This window comes from Leucobacter chromiireducens, from assembly GCF_051993095.1.
Classification (GTDB): Bacteria; Actinomycetota; Actinomycetes; order Actinomycetales; family Microbacteriaceae; genus Leucobacter; species Leucobacter chromiireducens.
Map to the genome: position 1 here is coordinate 1,670,130 of NZ_CP197024.1, position 17,807 is coordinate 1,687,936.

The following is a 17,807-nucleotide window of genomic DNA, read 5'->3' on the forward strand; positions in this document are numbered from 1 at the left end:
ACCGGAGTGCTGCGTTCCGCTACGCACTGGAGACACAGGAGGACTCACGTGACTGATCAGGATCCGGGCTTGCGGCGCTACGATGCCGATCTGAATGAGGGCGTCGATGCATTGAAGCTCGCGTTCAGGCACCACCCCATGGGTGTCGCCGTGATCACGGCGCTGACCGAGGAAGGCCCCGTCGGGCTCACCGCGTCGAGCGTCTCTTCGGTTGGGATCGATCCGCCCACGCTCTCATTTTCCGTGACACGGGCGACGGGCAGCGCCGGTGGTGTTCTGGGTGCAGACAGCTACCTCGTACACCTGCTTGATGCGCGGCACGCAGAGGTGGCGCGCTCCTTCGCTGTCTCCGGCGCGGAGCGCTTTACCCCGGAGCAGGGATGGGCGGAGCTCGTTACCGGCGAACCGTACCTCCCGAACACGCGTGTCGCGCTCCGCTGCCGTACGCTGCATTCGCTCGGCGTTGGCTCGTCGGTGATCGTCGTGGCGGAAGTTGTGGGCGCCGTATTTGGTGAGGTCGGGCCGGCCATGAGTTACATCGACCGCGAGTTCCACGAGCTGGGCGAAACGATCGATTAGTCCAGCTTCGGGTCGCCAACGACGCGAATGCCCACGGTGTCGCGGCCTCGCAGCTTGTCACGGCGCTCCACCGCGAAGCTCACCCCTGCGAGCGCCAGGCCCACCGCGGCAAGCGTTGCGCCGACCCAGCCCGGCGCGAGATAGCCCAAGCCTGCCGCAATCACGAGACCGCCGAGCCACGCACCGAGGCTGTTACCGATATTGAAGGCTGCGTGGTTCACCGCAGCGCCCAGCAGTTCCGCCTCGTGGGCAATGCGAATGAGTCGCGCCTGAATTGACGGCACCAGCACCGACGAGGTGAGCCCCACGAGAACTGCGAGCACGATGAGTGACACCGCAGTGTCCGCCCACAGGGCGTAGGCGATCAACGCCACGATCAGGCTGCTGAACCCCCACACAATCGTTCTGCTCAGGTGACGGTCGCTCGCCCACCCGCCGAGGAGGTTTCCGAGCGTCATGCCAACGCCCACACACGCGAGCACCCACGGCACCGCGCCGGCTGGCAGTCCGGCCACCCGCGTTGCCACCTCTGCGATGTACGAGTAGACGGCGAAGAAACCGCCAAAACCGATCGCCCCAACCCCGATCATGAGCCAGATGCGAGGATTCGTAAAGGCCACGAGCTCGCGCGCGGGCGTACGCGACGGATTTCCTGGAACCCGTGGGAGAAAAACGAGCGTCAGCACAAGGGTGATCGCAAAGATCGCCGCGACGAAGATGTACGCGGCCCGCCACCCGGCGAGCTGCCCCAACCAGGTTGCGAGCGGAACGCCCACGACATTTGCGATCGTCAGCCCCGACAGCGCGAGCGCGATGCCCTGCCCCTGCTTGCCCGGTCCCATGAGCCGCGCAGCGAGCAGCGAGGCGACACCAAAGTACGCGCCGTGGGGGAGCGCCGCAATGAACCGAGCGAGGGCAAGTGTTCCGAAGCTCGGCATCAGCGCAGAGGCGAGCGAGCCCAGCACAAAGACGCCGAGCAGCCAGAAGGTGAGGCTTGACTGCGACATGCGGGAGGCCGCGATCGCGACGGTCGGTGCCCCCACCACAACGCCGAGAGCGTATGCCGTGATCAGGATCCCCGCACGCGCGATTTCCGCCTCCGGCGCCGCTGCAAATCCGGGCAGCAGATCCTGGGCAATGTTGGGCAGCAAGCCCATCGTGGCGAACTCGGTCACCCCGATCCCGAAACCGCCGAGGGCGAGCGCGAAGAGCGCAATGACGCGACGGTTGCGGGACAGGGCAGTGGCGGCGGGAGAAGCGGGGGAGAACACCCCGGAATCTTACCCGCCGCGAGCGACCGTGAGGTTACGGGCGCTGCGAGAGCCAAGCTTCGAGCGCGGGCTGCTCGATCCCAATCGTCGTGTGGTCGCCGTGTCCGGGCTGCACCGTAAGCTCCGTTGGCAGCGTGAAGAGCTGCGTTCGGATGGACTCGACGATGCCCGGAAAGCTCGAGTACTCCCAGCGAGTTGCACCGGGACCACCCTGGAAGAGTGTGTCCCCGGAGAACACGGTGTCGAGCGCGGGGGCGACGAAGCAGACGGAGCCCGGGGTGTGGCCCGGGGTGTGACGGGTTGCGAGTTCAATGTCGCCCACCTGGAACGTCGCACCGTGTGCCAGCTCGAAGTCCGGGAGCGCCTCGCCGTGGGTCTCGTGCCAGAGGAGCAGGTCGGCAGGGTGCAGGTAGATGTGCGTGTCGAGCGCCTGAGCCACCTGCACCGCGGCGTTGACATGGTCTTCGTGCCCGTGGGTGAGGAGCAGTCCGAGGACCTCCCGGTCGCCGACAGCCGCGACAATAGCGTCAGCATCGTGCGCTGCGTCGATAATGAGTACGCGCTCCTCGTCGCCCACCAACCAGACGTTGTTCTCGAGGGCAATGCCCCCGGCCGGGAAGCCAGGTCGCCCCGCGCCGATGAAGCCACTGGTGATGATGCGTTCGATTGACACGGCAGCCATGGCGACGCCTTCTTTCTGATTCATTGAGATACATCCCGGGCATTCCAGACTGACACTCGGCGGCGGCGGCGCCCGGGCCCGGGCCGAGACAAAGGGGGAGGGGCGCCCCCGGAGCGGATTAAATCCGACCGAGCGCGCCCCTCCCCGGCACTGTACGTGCCGTAGTGTGCGGGCTAGTCCGCGCGCGTAACAATCACGGGGCAGGGCAGCGCCTGCAGTACGCCGTGGCTGACGGATCCGAGCAGCAGGCGGGAGATCCCACCGCGGCCGCGGCTTCCGACGACGAGCAGTTCTGCACCCTGCGCCACCTGCACCAGCGCGGCAACCGGAGGCGACTGCACGATCTCGCGGCGCACCTCGAGATCAGGGTAGCGCTCCGCAAGACCAGCCACACCAATGGCGATTGCTTCCTCCGCGGCACTCCTCTGGGACTCGACGAGTTCCTCACTCCAGAGGTACTCGAGCCCCGGCGTGAGGGGCGGCATCCACGCGTAGACCGCGATGAGGGGCACGCCGCGGAACGACGCTTCCTCTGCGGCGTAGGCGATGGCACGCTGCGAGGCCTCAGAGCCGTCGATGCCGACGACCACGCCGGCGTTGGGCTGCACCTCGCTGTTCGGGATCACCGCTACGGGGCAGTGCGCCGTCGCTGCGACCTTCACCGCGCGCGTGCCGAAGAAGGAGCCCGAGAAGCGACTGCCGGCGTGCTGGCCCAGGACCAGCAGATCGGCCTGCTTCGAGGCTTCCTCGACCTCGGCGATCGGGTGTCCCACAACCGCCGTGCCGCTGATTTCGCCAACGAATCCGAGGCTGCGCGCGTGCGCGATTTCTGCCTCGAGCATCTGTTCTGAGGCCTTCTGAGCCTCGGAGAGGAATGCGACACTCTCCGAAAGGAACGAGTCATCCGCAACGTGCAGCAAGCGAACGCTTGCCCCACGCTCCGTGGCGCGCGCAAGGCCCCACGCGAGCGCCACGCGGCTCTGCTCCGATCCGTCTACTCCGATGAGGTACTTCTCCGACATGTTCGGTCCTTTCTCTCGGGATGTTTCGTGAGCGTAGCCGCGCGGCGCGGCGACGCGGTTACGCCGTCAGCGCGGGCAGCTGAGCCGGGTGGCTCCCTGCGAGCTGCTCGATGACGCGCACGACCTGGCAGCTGTATCCGTACTCGTTGTCATACCAGACGTAGAGCACCGCGGAATCGCCAGTGACGATCGTTGCGAGGCCATCGACGATGCCCGCGCGGTTCGCGCCAACGAAGTCGGTCGAGACGATCTCGGGCGACTCGACGTAGTCGATCTGCGTGCGCAGTGCACCCGTGAGCGACACCTGCTCGAGGAAGGAGTTGATCTCCTCGACGGTGGTCTCGCGCTCGAGCTGCAGGTTCAGCACAGCCATCGACACGTCCGGGGTGGGAACGCGAATAGCGTTGCCCGTCAGCTTGCCCTCGAACTCGGGCAGCGCCTTCGACACGGCCTTCGCCGCACCGGTCTCGGTGAGCACCATGTTGAGTGCTGCCGAGCGGCCACGACGATCGCCCTTGTGGAAGTTGTCGATGAGGTTCTGATCGTTCGTGTACGCGTGCACGGTCTCAACGTGCCCACGCTTCACTCCGAACTGATCGTTCATCACCTTGAGCACCGGGGTGATCGCGTTCGTGGTGCACGATGCGGCCGACACGATCGTGTCTGCGTCGGTGATCTTGTCGTTGTTGACGCCGTAGACGACGTTCAGCATGTCGCCCTTACCGGGAGCGGTGAGCAGCACGCGGGCGATGCCCTGGTTCTTCAGGTGCTGACCGAGGCCCTCGGCGTCGCGCCAGCGGCCCGTGTTGTCAACGAGGATCGCGTCCTCGATGCCGTACTGCGTGTAGTCAACGCTTGCGGGATCGTTCGAGTAGATGACCTGGATCCGCACGCCGTTTGCAAGGATCGCGTCCTCGTCCTCGAGTACGGTGATGGTGCCGTTGAAGGGGCCGTGCACCGAGTCGCGGCGCAGGAGGTTTGCGCGCTTCTGCAGGTCGTTCTCGGAGCCCTTACGCACCACGATGGCGCGCAGGTTGAGCCCGTTGCCCGAGCCCGAGTGGTCGATGATGATGCGAGCGAGGAGGCGCCCGATTCGACCGAAGCCGTACAGCACCACGTCGGTGCCGGTACCGGGCTTCGCCTCGAACGCGGGAGCGAGCACCTCGCGGAGGTACGCCGCAAGGTCGGAGCTGCCCGACGCGCGGAAGCCGTTGGCGAGGAGCGCCAGGTCCACGGATACCGGGCCGGGCTGCAGCTGCGCGAGCGTCTCGACGATCGCCGAGGTCTCAGCGAGGGGGAGCTCAACGTCGTCAATCTTGCGCGCCGAGCGGTGGGCGCGGATGATGTCGACGGAGGAACGGCCGATGAGGCTGCGGCCGTGCACCGACATCACCACATCGTGGTCGCGGTACAGCTGACCGATCAGCGGAATCATCCGCTCTGCGAGTTCCTGCTTCGCCTTCCAAGCTTCGAGGTGAGCATCAGCACGCTGGTTCATGTGAACGGAGGGTTCCTTCCAAACGGTATGAAGAGGGATCGGCCTGCCCGCCGGTACGCTGTCGCGTCACCTCCAGTATCCCACGCGCATGACGCTGTGTGACACCGCGATTACCGCGTGGCGGCGGACATGCCTGAGGCTTGAGGTGTTCGGCTCGAGCCCAGCCTCGCAGCCACCACCGACATTTCATCGCACCGAGCCAAGGGGATCCCCATGACTTTCACGAAGCGCCGCACCATCGCCGCCTCATTCACCGCCCTCGCCCTCGCCGGCGCAGCTGCCCTCGCGGGCTGCGCGCCCGCAGCGGACAGCGAGAGCGAGACTGTGAAGATCGGCGTCGTGCCCGGCGGTCAGCCCTACTGGGACACCTTTGTTGCAGCGGCAGCTGACGAGGGAATCACCGTCGAGATCGTTGACTTCGCCGAGTACCCGCAGCCGAACCCGCTGCTGGCCGAGGGCGAGCTCGACCTCAACCAGTTCCAGCACATCGCTTACCTCGCCGAGTACAACGAGGAGGCCAGCGACGACCTGGTGGCCCTCGGCTCCACCGTGATCTACCCAATGAACCTGTTCTCGGCAAAGTACGACAAGATCGAGGACATCCCGAAGGGTGGCACCGTGGCGGTGCCGAACGATCCCTCGAACCGCGCACGCGCGCTGCTCGTGCTCCAGAAGCTCGGCCTCATTGAGCTGAAGGACGGCGGCAACTCGGGCTCCACGCTCGAGGACGTCCTCGCCGATTCGTCGAAGGTGAAGGTCACCGAGCTCGACGCGGCCGGCATCCCGGGCGTGCTGCCCGACGTTGATGGCGGCGTCGTGAACAACGACTTTGTGGAGCCGGCGGGCCTGAAGTTCTCCGACTCGCTCGGTTCCGACAGCGCCGAGGATCCCGCGGCCGCACCGTACACGAACATCTTCGCTGCGCGTGCGGAGGACAAGAACAATAAGACCTACCTGAAGCTCGTGGACATCTACCAGAACAATCCCGAGGTTCAGAAGGCAGTGAAGGACTACGTCGGTGAGGGCGCGGTGCCGCTCAACACGCCGGCTGCTGAGCTTGCCGACATTCTCGCCCAGGCGCAGAAGGACTACGCAGCTACGAAGTAGTCACGCGAGCACTCAGCGCGGGCCTTGGCCCGCGTCCCGCATCGGGGCGGTGAGAATTCTCACCGCCCCGATTGTGGTCTTCGGGCACGCGCCCGTCACAATAGATTCCGGCCGCGCGAGGCGGCCACAGCCGAGCGAGAGGACCCACAGGGTGACACGCGTGCAACTGAGCGGGGTGGGAAAACGGTATCCCGGCCGTGGCAAGAACGATCCTGAGATTGTTGCGGTCGACGATGTCTCCATCGAGGTTGCGTCGGGCGAGATCCACGCCATCATCGGGTACTCCGGTGCGGGCAAGAGCACGCTTCTCCGCCTGATCAACGGGCTGGAGCGCGCCACGAGCGGCACGATCTCCGTTGGCGCCAACGAGCTGACCGCACTCAGCGAGCGTCAGCTGCGGCCGGTGCGCTCACAGATCGGCATGATCTTCCAGCAGTTCAACCTCTTCCAGTCGAAGACGATTGCGAAGAACGTGGAGTACCCGCTCGTAGTGGCGGGCGTCGCTCCCGACGAGCGCGCTGCCCGCGTCGCCGAGCTGCTCAGCTTCGTAGGGCTCCAGGATCGCGCGGGGGCCTATCCGGATGAGCTTTCCGGAGGCCAGAAGCAGCGTGTGGGCATCGCTCGCGCGCTTGCGACGAACCCTGGCGTGCTGCTCGCTGACGAGGCGACGAGCGCGCTCGATCCCGAGACCTCCCGTGAGGTACTCGGCCTGTTGAAGCGCGTCAACGACGAGCTCGGCATCACGATCATTTTGATCACGCACGAGATGGACGTGGTGCGAGAGATTGCCCACCGAGTCACCGTGATGGACAGCGGTCGCGCAGTCGAGCAGGGCGACGTGTTCGAGGTCTTTTCGGCGCCCACGAGCGAGACAACGCGCAAGTTCGTTGCCACCGCGCTGCCGAGCGAGCCGGGATCCGAGCATCTTGAGCAACTCCGCCGGCGTCATCGCGGCCGGCTCGTCAGCCTGACCTTCCGCGACGGTGATGTCGATCAGCCCGTCGTGTTCCGCACCCTGGCGGAACGCGGTGTGGGCGTCAGTATCATTCACGGCGGGATCACCGACGTGGGCGGACGCAGCTTTGGCAAGCTCACGCTGGAGCTCATCGGCGACGAGCTGCGCGTCGAGCACGCGGTTGCGGCGCTCGCGCAGGAGACCGAGCTGGAGGTGCTCGCATAATGGATCGCTTGCTTGAACTCCTCGCGAACGGCAAATTCCTCGAGGCAACCCTCGAGACGATCTTCTACGCCGTCTTCACGCTCGGCGTCGGTGGCGCGCTCGGCCTCATCGTGGGCGTTGCGCTCACTGTGACTCGGCAGGGCGGGCTCCTCGAGAATCGTCCGGTCTTCTGGACTCTGAACTTCCTCGTGAATTTCTTCCGCCCCATTCCTTTCGTGGTGTTGATTGGCGCGCTTACCCCGCTCGCTCGTCTCGTCGTGGGCACGGGTATGGGCGCACGCGCGCTGCTATTCGTGCTGACATTCGCGGCGATGTTTGGCATCGCACGCCTCGTTGAGCAAAACTTGCTCACGGTATCGCCCGGTGTCATCGAGGCCGCGCGCGCCATGGGTGCGGGACCGGTCCGCACGATCTTCACGGTGCTCATCCCGGAGGGGCTCGGGCCGCTGGTACTCGGCTACACCTTCGCGTTCATTGCGGTGGTCGACATGACCGCGATGGCGGGAGTCGTGGGCGGCGGCGGGCTCGGCAACCTCGCGCTACAGTACGGGTATCGGCAGTTCAACCCGTGGGTTACCTGGTCTGCCGTGCTCGTCATCATCGTGATCGTGCAGCTCGTGCAGCTGCTCGGCAACGTCATCGCCCGCAAGCTGCTCCGGAGGTAAGCGTGTCCGATCGCTCAGAGTTCACCACACCCGAGGCGTCCGCCACCGAGCCGGACACCCGGCTTGCAGACTTCCTCGAGGTGGCAGACGAACTCTGGCCGCTCGCCACGGCGGAGAGCTGGGACCGCGTGGGCCTCACCTCTGGTGACCCGCGGGCCGCCCTGACGCGCGCACTCCTTGCGGTCGACGTGACCGAGGCGACGGTGACCGAGGCGCTCGACACGGGAGCGGATCTCCTCTTCACTCACCACCCGCTGTTGCTCCGCGGCGTGCACACCCTCGCCGAAGACACGGCGAAGGGGGCGCTCGTTGCTCGGCTCATTCGAGGTGGCTGCGCGCTCTACTCGGCGCACACGAACGCCGATGCGCCGGCAGACGGGGTGTCCGATGTTTTCGCGCGCCGTCTGGGGCTTGTGCACGCGCAGCCCATTGTCCCGAGCCAGCACCCCGCCGCGCACCCTGGCGCAGGAATCGGCCGAGTGGGCACGCTGCCGCACCCGACGTCGCTCCGCGAACTCGCTGAGCGTCTCGCAGAGATCCTCCCGCAGACCGTGAGCGGAGTACGGGTCGGAGGGGATCCCAATCGAGAGGTATCTCGCGTCGCGCTTCTCGGCGGTGCGGGAGACAGCTTGCTCGACCATCCGCTCGTGCGCGCAGCGGATGTCTACGTGACGTCTGATCTGCGGCATCACCCCGCTCAGGAGTCACTGGAGCTCGGCGCAGCGGCGGGTGGCCCCGCGCTCATCGACGTCGCGCACTGGGCGAGCGAGTCGTTGTGGCTCGCGGGCGCCGCAGAGACGCTCGGCGCGAGGCTCCCCGGCGTGGCATTCAGCGTGAGCAGCGCGCGCACTGACCCGTGGGCCTTTTCGGTGGGCGCTCTCGCTGAACCGGGTGCCGCCGCGTAACCCAGTGGCCGGTGCGCGACGGTAGGCTAGCCCTATGAAGGCTAGCCCCCGGCAGCAGCAACTGCTGCTCGATCTCCACGACCTCGACACGACGATTGCGCGCCTGCGCCGCAAGCGCACAACGCTGCCGGAGCGCGCTGAACTTGACGGCCTCGCCGACGAGATCGCGGCCTCACGCGAGCAGTTCATGGCCGCGCAGCGTGAGCTCGACACGCTCACCGCGGAGATTGAGCGCATCGAGGCGGACGTCGCGATGGTGCGCCAGCGCCGCACACGCGACGAGGAACTCATGGCGGTCAGCACCTCCCCGAAGGAGGCACAGGCACTGCAGAGCGAACTCGACACGCTGGCGCGCCGCATGGGCGAGCTTGAGGAACGCGAGCTCGAGCTCATGGAGCAGCAGGAGACCGCACAGGCAGCCTTCACCGAAGCAGAGCGCGTGCTTGGTGGCGTAGATGCCCGGCGCGCGAAGATTCAGGAGTCGATTGACAGCGCAGAGGCGCAGATCGACCGCGAGCTTGCGTCGAACACCGAGGAGCGTGGCGGGCTTGCAGCCGAGATCCAGCGTGATCTGCTCGGTGTGTACGAGGAGCTGCGCGGCCGGATCGGGATCGGGGCTGCGCGTCTGCGCGGTGCCGTGTCTGAGGCCAGCAACATGGCACTCACCCCGGCCGAGCTCAGTGATTTCAACGCCGCCGCACCCGACGAGCTGCTGTTCTGCCCCGGCACTGGCGCGATCTTGGTGCGCGTCGCGGAGGACACGACCCCCGAGGTGTAGAATCGACGTTGGAATGGGCTGGTGAGACGGTCGCGTCGCGGCACGAAAGTGCACGCGCCGAGGAACGTCCGGGCTCCGCAGGGGAGAACGGTGGGTAACGCCCACCCGGGGTAACCCGCGAGAAAGTGCAACAGAGAGTAGACCGCCGCGCCCAGCATGCTGAGCGCGGTAAGGCTGAAAGGGTGGTGTAAGAGACCACCGGCGCTCGTGGTGACACGGGCGGCCAGGTAAACCTCGTTCGGAGCAAGGCCAGACAGAGGATGATGACGCGCCCCGCCGAGTCCTCGGGTAGGCCGCTAGAGGGTACTGGCAACAGTGCCCCGAGAGAGATGACCGTCACCCCGGCTGCGGTCGGGGAGACAGAACCCGGCGTATGATCCGGCCCATTCCACCCTTCGCGTGCACAGCTCCTCCGCCTACTTGGCCGCTCGGGCCGCCCCAGCGACTGACCTATGCTGAGCCTATGAGCGAGTTTCTCGAGGCGTCGCGCCCGGATCGGTACGCGCGCAGCTCAGTGCGCTCCGCACGCTTCCCGATGGACTTCACCTTCGACGAGCTGGTTCCCGGCGTGATCGTCGCATTCGTGCTCTACCAGGCGCTGCTGATCGGCACGCTGATCCTCGCACAGATGGTCACCGCCCTCGCTACGTGGCTGGCTGGCACGGCAACATTTGCCCCGCCCACCCTCGAAGACGCCATGTACCTGCTGCCAGTTTTCATGTTCTCGCTGATGGCGTCCGCGTTCGCGTGCGTCACGTACGGGCCGGCTCTCGCTTGGCTGCTCGGCAAGCTCCTGCGGTCCCAGTCGAACAAGTGGGTGCATCGGGTTGCCTTTACTGGCTTGGGCGCAGCCGTGGGGGTGCTCACCGAGCTCGGTCTCATCGCCTCGTCCGCCGGGGGGATCTCCGCCGTCAACCTGGGGGACCCCATCTTCCTGCTCATGGCTGCCCCCGCTGCGCTCGCTGTGCCACTGGGTTGGGAGTACGCGAGCTCACGCGCACTTCGCTCGCGATGACGGGTGACCGCAATGCGCGCCACTATGTAAATCTCGGCCGTGACCTTTTGTCTTTCTGAGAGAACGCCACATCCGTGTTAGTGTGCTGGTCGGGCCAGAATGGGAATGCGTGGCGATCACCGCCTCGCCCAGCCCGCCCGTGCACAGTGAGACGGGTCACTCATGGTCTCGAACTTGAGACCTCGGGCGCATGCTCGCGAGAAGGTAAGGGAACGGTATTGAAGAACAAGAAGATCCTCGCTGCCGGAGCAATCGCGACCCTCGGAGTCGGCGTCGCGACAGGAATCACTTTGGGGCCGGGGAACACCGAACCTGCGCAGGCAGCCGCTGGTGACATTGTGTGCGACATCTTCCACGGCGGCATCCGAAACCTCCAGGTTGTGCAATCCGGCGACCGGACCTTCGAGGTGACCTACGTTGACCAGAACACGCTCGCCGGTCAGGACACCACACCCGGCGTGGATGACCGCTATGCGCCGCTTCCCGCGGAGTTCCGCGATGCAACAAACAGGATCACCCTCGGGGATGCGGTTGCCGCAAGTGCGTTGCGTGTGAGCCAGAGTGTGGTGACAGGGCCTGCGAGTGACCCCTCACAATCCGACTGGCAGGTCGATCAAGTGATCGGCAACGAGGCCGCACCCTGGGAAAGCGCCGCGCTTGCACACCAGGAAATCACCTGGGTACACGACGTCGACGCCCGCACCGTCGTCACAAATGGTGTCGTCGGGGAGCAAGTGCGACCGAGCGATTTTCCGCTTCCGTGGCTCCTGAGTGAAGACTCGACCAGCGTGCTTCAGTTCACGCTCACGGTTCCCGATGATGCGACTGGCACCGTCCCATTGATCACGTCACTTGCCGGCTCCTTCGTCACTACGGCTTGGAGTCAGGCCACGTGGACCTGGAGCAAGGACCAAGACGTAGAGTTCAGCACGCCCGTCACCTGCTCGGTAGAGTTCGAGGACGAGTCGACCGACCCCGGGACCACCGACCCCGGGACCACCGACCCTGGCACCACCGAGCCCGGAACGACCGACCCTGGCACCACCGAGCCCGGAACGACCGACCCTGGCACCACCGACCCCGGAACGACCGACCCCGGGACCACCGAGCCCGGAACGACCGACGCAGGCACCACCGACTCCGGTACGACGTCTCCGAACTCCGGAAAGGGCACTGCTACCGAACTCGCTCGAACCGGCAGCCCCATGAGCCCCAGCACCCTGGGGTTCGCAGCGGGAGCGTTGCTGCTCGTCGGTGCCGGCCTCCTTACGATCCGCCGTATCGTTCGCTAAGCCTGTGCGAAGCTCCGGTCCAGAATTCTGGACCGGAGCTTCGGGCTGAGCACCTACCGGGTGTGAGCGATCGTGGCAGGCCGCTAGTCCGAGACCGTGAGCAGCTCGAAGCCATCCTCGCGAATCACGACGGTGTGCTCAAACTGCGCGGTGATGCTCTTGTCGCGCGTCGTGACCGTCCAGCCGTCGTCCCACTGATCCCACTCATGTCCGCCGAGCGTGAGCATCGGCTCGACCGTGAACACCATGCCCGGAACGATGATGTCGCCGTAGCTCGGCGCCGAGTCGTAGTGTGGGATGATGAGCCCGGAGTGGAATGAAGAGCCGACGCCGTGTCCGGTAAAGTCACGCACCACCCCATAGCCGAAGCGCTTCGCGTACGTTTCGATGACACGACCGATCACGTTGACGGCGCGGCCCGGCTTCGCGGCTTTGATGCCGCGCATCATCGCCTCGTGCGTGCGCTCGATGAGCAGGTCAACCTCTTCGGCCACCTCACCCACGCGATAGGTGCGGTTCGTGTCGCCATGGAAGCCATCCAGATACGCGGTCACGTCGACGTTCACAAGGTCACCCTCGCGCAGCACAGTGTCATCGGGGATGCCGTGACAGATCACCTCGTTCACCGAGGTGCACGATGACGCGGGGTAACCGCGGTAGCCGAGAGTCGAGGGGTACGCGCCGGCGGCGACGACCACCTCGTGCGCTACGCGATCCAACTCTGCGGTCGTGACGCCGGGGCGAACCGCCTCGCCCACCGCGTCGAGCGCGCGGGAAGCAATCCGTCCGGCCGCGCGAATCTTCGCGACCTCTTCCGCCGTGTACGTGTTGTCGCCCTCGTACGGCGGCGGCGTCACGAGGCCAACGTAGGGCGGCCGCGCAATGCTTGCGGGAACCTGCCGCTGCGCGGGGCGAATACCGGGAATCAAATGTCCGTGTGCGTCGAAGGGCATGGCTCTAGTCTATGAAGTGCACGCAGTGCTTGCTGCGGGCACCGCCGAAGCGGAAGGACTCGGATCATGAGTAAGCGGGACTGGGGGATCGAGGATCCCGAGGAGACCTACTGGTTCAACACGCGCACCGGTGAGGTCGAGGAGGGGCCGCAGTCGCTGTCCGTAGATCGCGTGGGACCGTTCTCGACACGGGAGGAAGCGGCGCACGCCAACCAGATTCTCGAGGAGCGCGCACGTGCGTGGCGCGAGGAAGAAGAGTCGACCGAGGACAACTAGACCGCTACTCGGCGCACTCTCCGGTCGCCGTAACACGCCTGACACGCGTGCGCGGTAGTCTGAACGCGAGCGCACCGCGGAGCACGCGGCGCGCGAGACACCCACGCGTGGCGCGAGCCGCCGCGCGGCAACGAACGGAGCCGGTGTGAGCAAGCAGCGCGATTTCGTCCTTCGCACGATCGAGGAGCGGGGCGTCAAGTTCGTGCGCCTCTGGTTCAGCGATGTTTCCGGGACTTTGAAATCGGTTGCGCTTGCGCCGGCCGAGGTGGAGGGTGCCTTCAGCGAAGGCATCGGCTTCGACGGCTCCGCGATTGAGGGCCTCACCCGGGCGTATGAGTCAGACCTGCTCGCGATCCCCGACCCCGCAACGTTCCAACTGCTGCCCTGGCGCAGTCAGGACGCGCCGACCGCGCGCATGTTCTGCGACATCCGCACCCCGAACGGGGAGCCCGCGGTTGCGGATCCGCGCAACGTGTTGAAGCGCACACTCGCGCACGCCGCCGACCGTGGGTTCACCTTCTACACGCACCCGGAAATCGAGTTCTACCTCCTGAAGTCCAAGGAGTTTGGAGCTGAGGGCCCGACCCCGGTCGACCGCGCGGGCTACTTCGACAACGTGCCGGGCGGCACCGCACATGACTTCCGGCGCGAGAGCGTCGCGATGCTTGAGGATCTCGGAATCTCGGTCGAGTTCAGCCACCACGAGGCCGGCCCCGGGCAGAACGAGATCGACCTGCGGTACGCCGACGCACTGACCACGGCCGACAACCTCATGACCTTCCGCACGGTCGTGAAAGAGGTGGCGATCACCCAGGGCGTGCACGCAACCTTCATGCCGAAACCGCTCGCCGGGCACCCCGGCTCCGGCATGCACACCCATCTCTCGCTATTCGAGGGCGACACGAACGCGTTCTACGACCCGGGTGCGAAGTACCAGCTTTCGCAGACTGGCCGGCGTTTCGTCGCGGGCCTGCTTCGCCACGCTCCGGAGATCACCGCGGTCACCAACCAGTACATCAACTCCTATAAGCGCCTGTGGGGCGGCGACGAGGCCCCCTCATTCGTGAGCTGGGGGCACAACAACCGCTCTGCGCTTGTACGCGTCCCGATGTACAAGCCGGGCAAGGGTGGCGCGGCCCGCGTGGAGTACCGCGCACTCGACAGCGCCGTGAACCCCTATCTTGGGTTCTCCGTGCTCCTCGCGGCCGGCCTCAAGGGCATCGAGGAAGAGTACGAGCTGCCGCCCGAGGCCGAGAACAACGTGTGGGCGCTCTCGGACGGCGAGCGCCGCGCAATGGGCTTCGACGCACTTCCCACGAGCCTCGACCACGCGCTTGCGGTGATGGAACGCTCCGAGCTGGTTGCAGAGACTCTCGGTGAGCAGGTGTTCGCCTACTTCCTGCGTGACAAGCGGCGCGAGGTAGCCGAGTACCGGAGCCAGGTCACGCCGTACGAGCTGTCATCCATGCTCGACACGGTCTAGGCGAGGATTCTCCCCGCAATGGCGGATCCACGCCCCGAATTGAAGCTCGCCGAGCTCGCGCGCGCCGGTTTCCAGGAGCTCACCGCCTCACGCACGGCACTCCAGGAGCTGCTGCCCTGCGTGAGCGTGACGCAGAGTGAGCTGCTCGCGGCATTCGCTGCCGCAGCTGACCCCGATGCGGCGCTCGTGCGCATTCGAGCGCTCGCTGAGGGGGAGACGGAGCTTGTCGCGTCGCTGGATGCCGAGCAGCTCGTTCGCCTGTGCCGTCTCGTCGGCGCGTCTCCCGCGCTTGGCGACTTCTTCGTGCGCCGACCCGAGGGGCTCGCGGAGCTCCTTGCACGCGGGGGAGCCCTCGTGCCCGCGGAGCAGGCGCTCGCGGTGCTCCTCTCTTCGGTGCACGACACAGCAACGGGCGTTGCGCTCGCGGGTCCTGCCGGCTGGGCCGAGTTGCGTGTGGCGTATCGCTCACTTCTCGCGAGCGTCATGCTCTTCGATCTCGAGCGCACGGCCGAGGGACTCGCGCTCGAGTCGTTTGAGCACGTCGCTTCGAGCCTCTCCGCGCTTGCGGGCGCCGCGGTGGAAGCCTCGCTCGCCGTCGCCCGCGCCAGCCTTGCTGCTGGAGTGAGCGGACCGGCGGTGCGGCGCGAGCGCATTGACGCCACGCAGCTCGCGGTGATTGCCATGGGCAAGTGCGGCGCCGAAGAGCTGAACGTCGTCTCGGACGTTGACGTCGTGTTCATCGCGCGCAGCGCCACGCAGCCGGGCACCGACGAAGATGCTGGCGCAGATCTCCTCAACACAGACACGCTGATCAGGATCGCCACCCGCCTCGCGAGCGAGACGATGCGCGGAATCCACGACCCGTGCATCGAACCGCCCCTGTGGGAACTCGACGCGAACTTGCGTCCCGAGGGACGCCACGGTGCGCTCGTGCGCACACTCGGTTCGATGCTCACGTACTACGAGCGCTGGGCGAAGGGGTGGGAGTTCCAGGCGCTGCTCAAAGCTCGGCCGCTTGCCGGCGACCTCGAGCTTGGCGACGAGTTTGTCGCTGGCACGCGGGACGCGGTGTGGGCGTCGTCCAATCGTGAGGACTTCGTCGGTTCGGTGCAGCGCATGCGCGAGCGAGTCACGGAGCACATCGACACGGATGACCTTGAAGTCCAGTTGAAGCTTGGCCCAGGTGGGCTGCGCGACATCGAGTTCAGTGTGCAGCTTCTGCAGCTCGTCCATGGCCAGTACGACGACCGCTTGCACCTCCGCGGGACCTTACCGGCACTCCAGGCGCTCGTAGACGGTGGCTACATTGCGCGCAGCGACGGCGAGCGACTCGCGACCGACTATCGGTTCCTCCGTGTTCTGGAGCATCGGCTTCAGCTGCGCGAGCTTCGTCGAACGGCGATCATGCCGCTCGACGAGGAGGGCCTCCGAGTACTTGCCCGTGCGAGCGGACTCGCACCGACGGGTGTTGCCCTGCTGCGCGAGTGGGAGAGCGTCAAGCGCGAGGTGCGCGAGCTGCACCTCAAGATCTTCTACGCTCCGCTCCTCAGTGCCGTCGCGGCGCTCCCCGAGGAGGAGTTCGCCCTCGGCAGCGCCGAGGCGCGCGCCCGACTCGCGAGCATCGGTTTCCGCGACCCCGAGGGCGCCATTCGACACCTCGCTGAACTCACGCGCGGCACATCGCGTCGCGCGCGCATTCACCGGAATCTCCTCCCGGTTCTGCTGCAATGGCTTGCAGACGGCACGGACCCAGACTTCGGGCTCCTCGCATTCCGTCGGGTCAGCGAGGCGAACCGTGAATCACCCTGGTACCTGCGCCTCCTCCGCGACGGAGCTGAGGCTGCCGAGCGGCTCACGCGCGTGCTCTCCTCCTCTCGCTTCGCGGCGGAGCTCTTGGAGACGATTCCTGAGGCAGTCGCCTGGCTCGAAAGCGATGCGGCCCTCCTCCCGCGAGCGCTCGATACGCTGCGCGACGAGATGCGCTCACTCGCATCACGGCGCGCCACTGTGGATGAGGCCGGAGCAGCGCTCCGCGGCGTGCACCGGCGAGAGGTGCTCCGGCTCGCGATGGGGCGCATCACGGGCGTGATTGATGAGCCCGAGGTCGCGCAGGGTCTCGACGCGGCGCACACAGCACTCCTCGACGCCCTGCTCATCATGCTGGACCGGGCTGCGGTCGCGGCGGAACAACCGCACGAATTTGATCTCGCGCTCATCGGCATGGGTCGCTACGGGGGTGGCGAGCTCGGGTTTGCCTCGGACATCGATCTGATCGCTGTGTTCCAACCCGCACCGAGCATCGCGGTTGACCAGGCCGCCCGCGCCGCGATCAAGCGCGTCACCGAGCTTCGTCGGCTGGTGTCGGATCCTCGTTTTCCGGTCGACCTCGATTTCGATCTCCGACCCGAGGGGAAGAACGGTCCCATCGCACGCAGCCTCGAGGCCTCACGTGTCTACTACGAGCGCTGGTCCGTCACCTGGGAAGCACAGGCGCTGCTCCGGGCTCGCCCCGTCGCGGGTGACAGCACGCTCGGCGCCGCGTTCGTAGCGCTCGCCGACCAGATCCGTTATCCGGCAACGTTCACCGACGAGCAGGTGCGCGAGGTGCGCCGCATGAAGGCCCGGGTCGAGGCGGAGCGCTTGCCGCGCGGTGCGGATCCCAAGCGGCATCTCAAGCTCGGTCCCGGCGGGCTCACCGACGTCGAATGGCTGGTACAGCTGCTGCAGCTCAGAAATGGTGCCGAGATCCCGGCGCTTCGCACGGTGTCGACGCTGTCGGCGCTCGATGCGGCTGTTGACCATGAGCTCATCGGCGCGGAGGACGCGGCCCACCTTGCCGACTCGTGGCGATACGCGAGCAGTGTGCGTTCCGCCCTGAAGCTTTGGAATGGGCGCGCGAGCGACTCGCTTCCCACCGATCGCGTGGAGCTCGAGGGGATCGCGAGCGTGCTCGGCCTGCCTGAGCGACGCACATCCGAACTCGAGGAGCGTTGGTTCTCGGTGTCTCGTCGTGCCCGCGGCGTGGTCGAGCGGGAGTTCTTCGGGTATGACGAGCTCGAGTTTCCCGAGCGCCTCTAGCGTCGCTGACCCGGGGGAGTCAC

General features: G+C 66.4%; 16 protein-coding genes and 1 other RNA gene. 12 read left to right on the forward strand and 5 right to left on the reverse strand.

The features are described from left to right. Nucleotides 1-48: 48 nt before the first annotated feature. On the forward strand, nt 49-579 hold the full coding sequence (locus ACR81A_RS07490) for a flavin reductase family protein (protein ID WP_420029095.1): 531 nt from the start codon (nt 49-51) through the stop codon (nt 577-579). Here the strand turns inward: ACR81A_RS07490 and ACR81A_RS07495 are convergent. The 4 genes from ACR81A_RS07495 to ACR81A_RS07510 all read right to left on the reverse strand — a co-directional run bounded on the left by ACR81A_RS07495 (nt 576) and on the right by ACR81A_RS07510 (nt 5,052). Then, nucleotides 576-1,850 carry an MFS transporter gene (locus tag ACR81A_RS07495; protein ID WP_440311511.1) on the reverse strand — a complete coding sequence of 425 codons (1,275 nt, stop codon included), beginning with the start codon at nt 1,848-1,850 and terminating at the stop codon, nt 576-578. The genes ACR81A_RS07490 and ACR81A_RS07495 overlap by 4 nt on opposite strands. A gap of 34 nt (nt 1,851-1,884) precedes the next feature. Then, complete coding sequence (locus ACR81A_RS07500) at nt 1,885-2,532, reverse strand: MBL fold metallo-hydrolase (RefSeq protein WP_440311512.1); 648 nt, start codon at nt 2,530-2,532, stop codon at nt 1,885-1,887. A 173-nt stretch (nt 2,533-2,705) separates the two neighbouring features. After that, nucleotides 2,706-3,554 (reverse strand): universal stress protein, encoded by an 849-nt coding sequence (locus tag ACR81A_RS07505; protein ID WP_202382669.1) that lies wholly within the window; start codon nt 3,552-3,554, stop codon nt 2,706-2,708. Between the two features lie 58 nt (nt 3,555-3,612). Beyond that, nucleotides 3,613-5,052 carry a glyceraldehyde-3-phosphate dehydrogenase gene (locus ACR81A_RS07510; RefSeq protein WP_202382671.1) on the reverse strand — a complete coding sequence of 480 codons (1,440 nt, stop codon included), beginning with the start codon at nt 5,050-5,052 and terminating at the stop codon, nt 3,613-3,615. A 213-nt stretch (nt 5,053-5,265) separates the two neighbouring features. On the opposite strand from ACR81A_RS07510, the gene ACR81A_RS07515 reads away from it, so the two are divergent. The 8 genes from ACR81A_RS07515 (at nt 5,266) to ACR81A_RS07550 (ending at nt 11,994) form a co-directional block, all read left to right on the forward strand. Beyond that, nucleotides 5,266-6,159 (forward strand): MetQ/NlpA family ABC transporter substrate-binding protein, encoded by an 894-nt coding sequence (locus ACR81A_RS07515; RefSeq protein ID WP_202382673.1) that lies wholly within the window; start codon nt 5,266-5,268, stop codon nt 6,157-6,159. A gap of 151 nt (nt 6,160-6,310) precedes the next feature. Beyond that, the gene (locus ACR81A_RS07520) at nt 6,311-7,339 is read left to right on the forward strand and encodes an ATP-binding cassette domain-containing protein (RefSeq protein ID WP_202382674.1); all 1,029 of its coding nucleotides are present in this window, start codon (nt 6,311-6,313) and stop codon (nt 7,337-7,339) included. Next, nucleotides 7,339-8,004, forward strand: a complete 666-nt coding sequence (locus tag ACR81A_RS07525) for a methionine ABC transporter permease (protein WP_202382676.1) — start codon at nt 7,339-7,341, stop codon at nt 8,002-8,004. Before ACR81A_RS07520 ends, ACR81A_RS07525 begins: the two co-directional genes overlap by 1 nt. 2 nt (nt 8,005-8,006) lie before the next feature. Continuing rightward, on the forward strand, nt 8,007-8,909 hold the full coding sequence (locus ACR81A_RS07530) for a Nif3-like dinuclear metal center hexameric protein (protein ID WP_440311513.1): 903 nt from the start codon (nt 8,007-8,009) through the stop codon (nt 8,907-8,909). A gap of 34 nt (nt 8,910-8,943) precedes the next feature. Continuing rightward, complete coding sequence (locus ACR81A_RS07535; RefSeq protein WP_202382679.1) at nt 8,944-9,687, forward strand: zinc ribbon domain-containing protein; 744 nt, start codon at nt 8,944-8,946, stop codon at nt 9,685-9,687. A 14-nt stretch (nt 9,688-9,701) separates the two neighbouring features. Further along, an RNA gene (gene rnpB, locus ACR81A_RS07540) (RNase P RNA component class A) lies at nt 9,702-10,077 on the forward strand. 73 nt (nt 10,078-10,150) lie between these two features. Continuing rightward, complete coding sequence (locus ACR81A_RS07545; RefSeq protein WP_202382681.1) at nt 10,151-10,702, forward strand: hypothetical protein; 552 nt, start codon at nt 10,151-10,153, stop codon at nt 10,700-10,702. Nucleotides 10,703-10,920: 218 nt separating this feature from the next. Then, the gene (locus ACR81A_RS07550) at nt 10,921-11,994 is read left to right on the forward strand and encodes a hypothetical protein (RefSeq protein ID WP_440311514.1); all 1,074 of its coding nucleotides are present in this window, start codon (nt 10,921-10,923) and stop codon (nt 11,992-11,994) included. A gap of 83 nt (nt 11,995-12,077) precedes the next feature. Here ACR81A_RS07550 and map read toward each other — a convergent pair whose 3' ends face one another. Continuing rightward, nucleotides 12,078-12,947, reverse strand: coding sequence for a type I methionyl aminopeptidase (map, locus tag ACR81A_RS07555; protein ID WP_440311515.1), 870 nt, complete (start codon nt 12,945-12,947; stop codon nt 12,078-12,080). A 66-nt stretch (nt 12,948-13,013) separates the two neighbouring features. Between map and ACR81A_RS07560 the strand changes: the two genes are divergently transcribed. The 3 genes from ACR81A_RS07560 to ACR81A_RS07570 all read left to right on the forward strand — a co-directional run bounded on the left by ACR81A_RS07560 (nt 13,014) and on the right by ACR81A_RS07570 (nt 17,784). Then, nucleotides 13,014-13,223, forward strand: coding sequence for a methionine aminopeptidase (locus ACR81A_RS07560; protein ID WP_440311516.1), 210 nt, complete (start codon nt 13,014-13,016; stop codon nt 13,221-13,223). Nucleotides 13,224-13,368: 145 nt separating this feature from the next. Beyond that, on the forward strand, nt 13,369-14,706 hold the full coding sequence (gene glnA, locus ACR81A_RS07565) for a type I glutamate--ammonia ligase (protein ID WP_202382688.1): 1,338 nt from the start codon (nt 13,369-13,371) through the stop codon (nt 14,704-14,706). A gap of 18 nt (nt 14,707-14,724) precedes the next feature. Next, nucleotides 14,725-17,784: a bifunctional [glutamine synthetase] adenylyltransferase/[glutamine synthetase]-adenylyl-L-tyrosine phosphorylase gene (locus ACR81A_RS07570; protein WP_440311517.1), complete on the forward strand. Its 3,060-nt coding sequence runs from the start codon at nt 14,725-14,727 to the stop codon at nt 17,782-17,784. Nucleotides 17,785-17,807 lie beyond the last annotated feature (23 nt).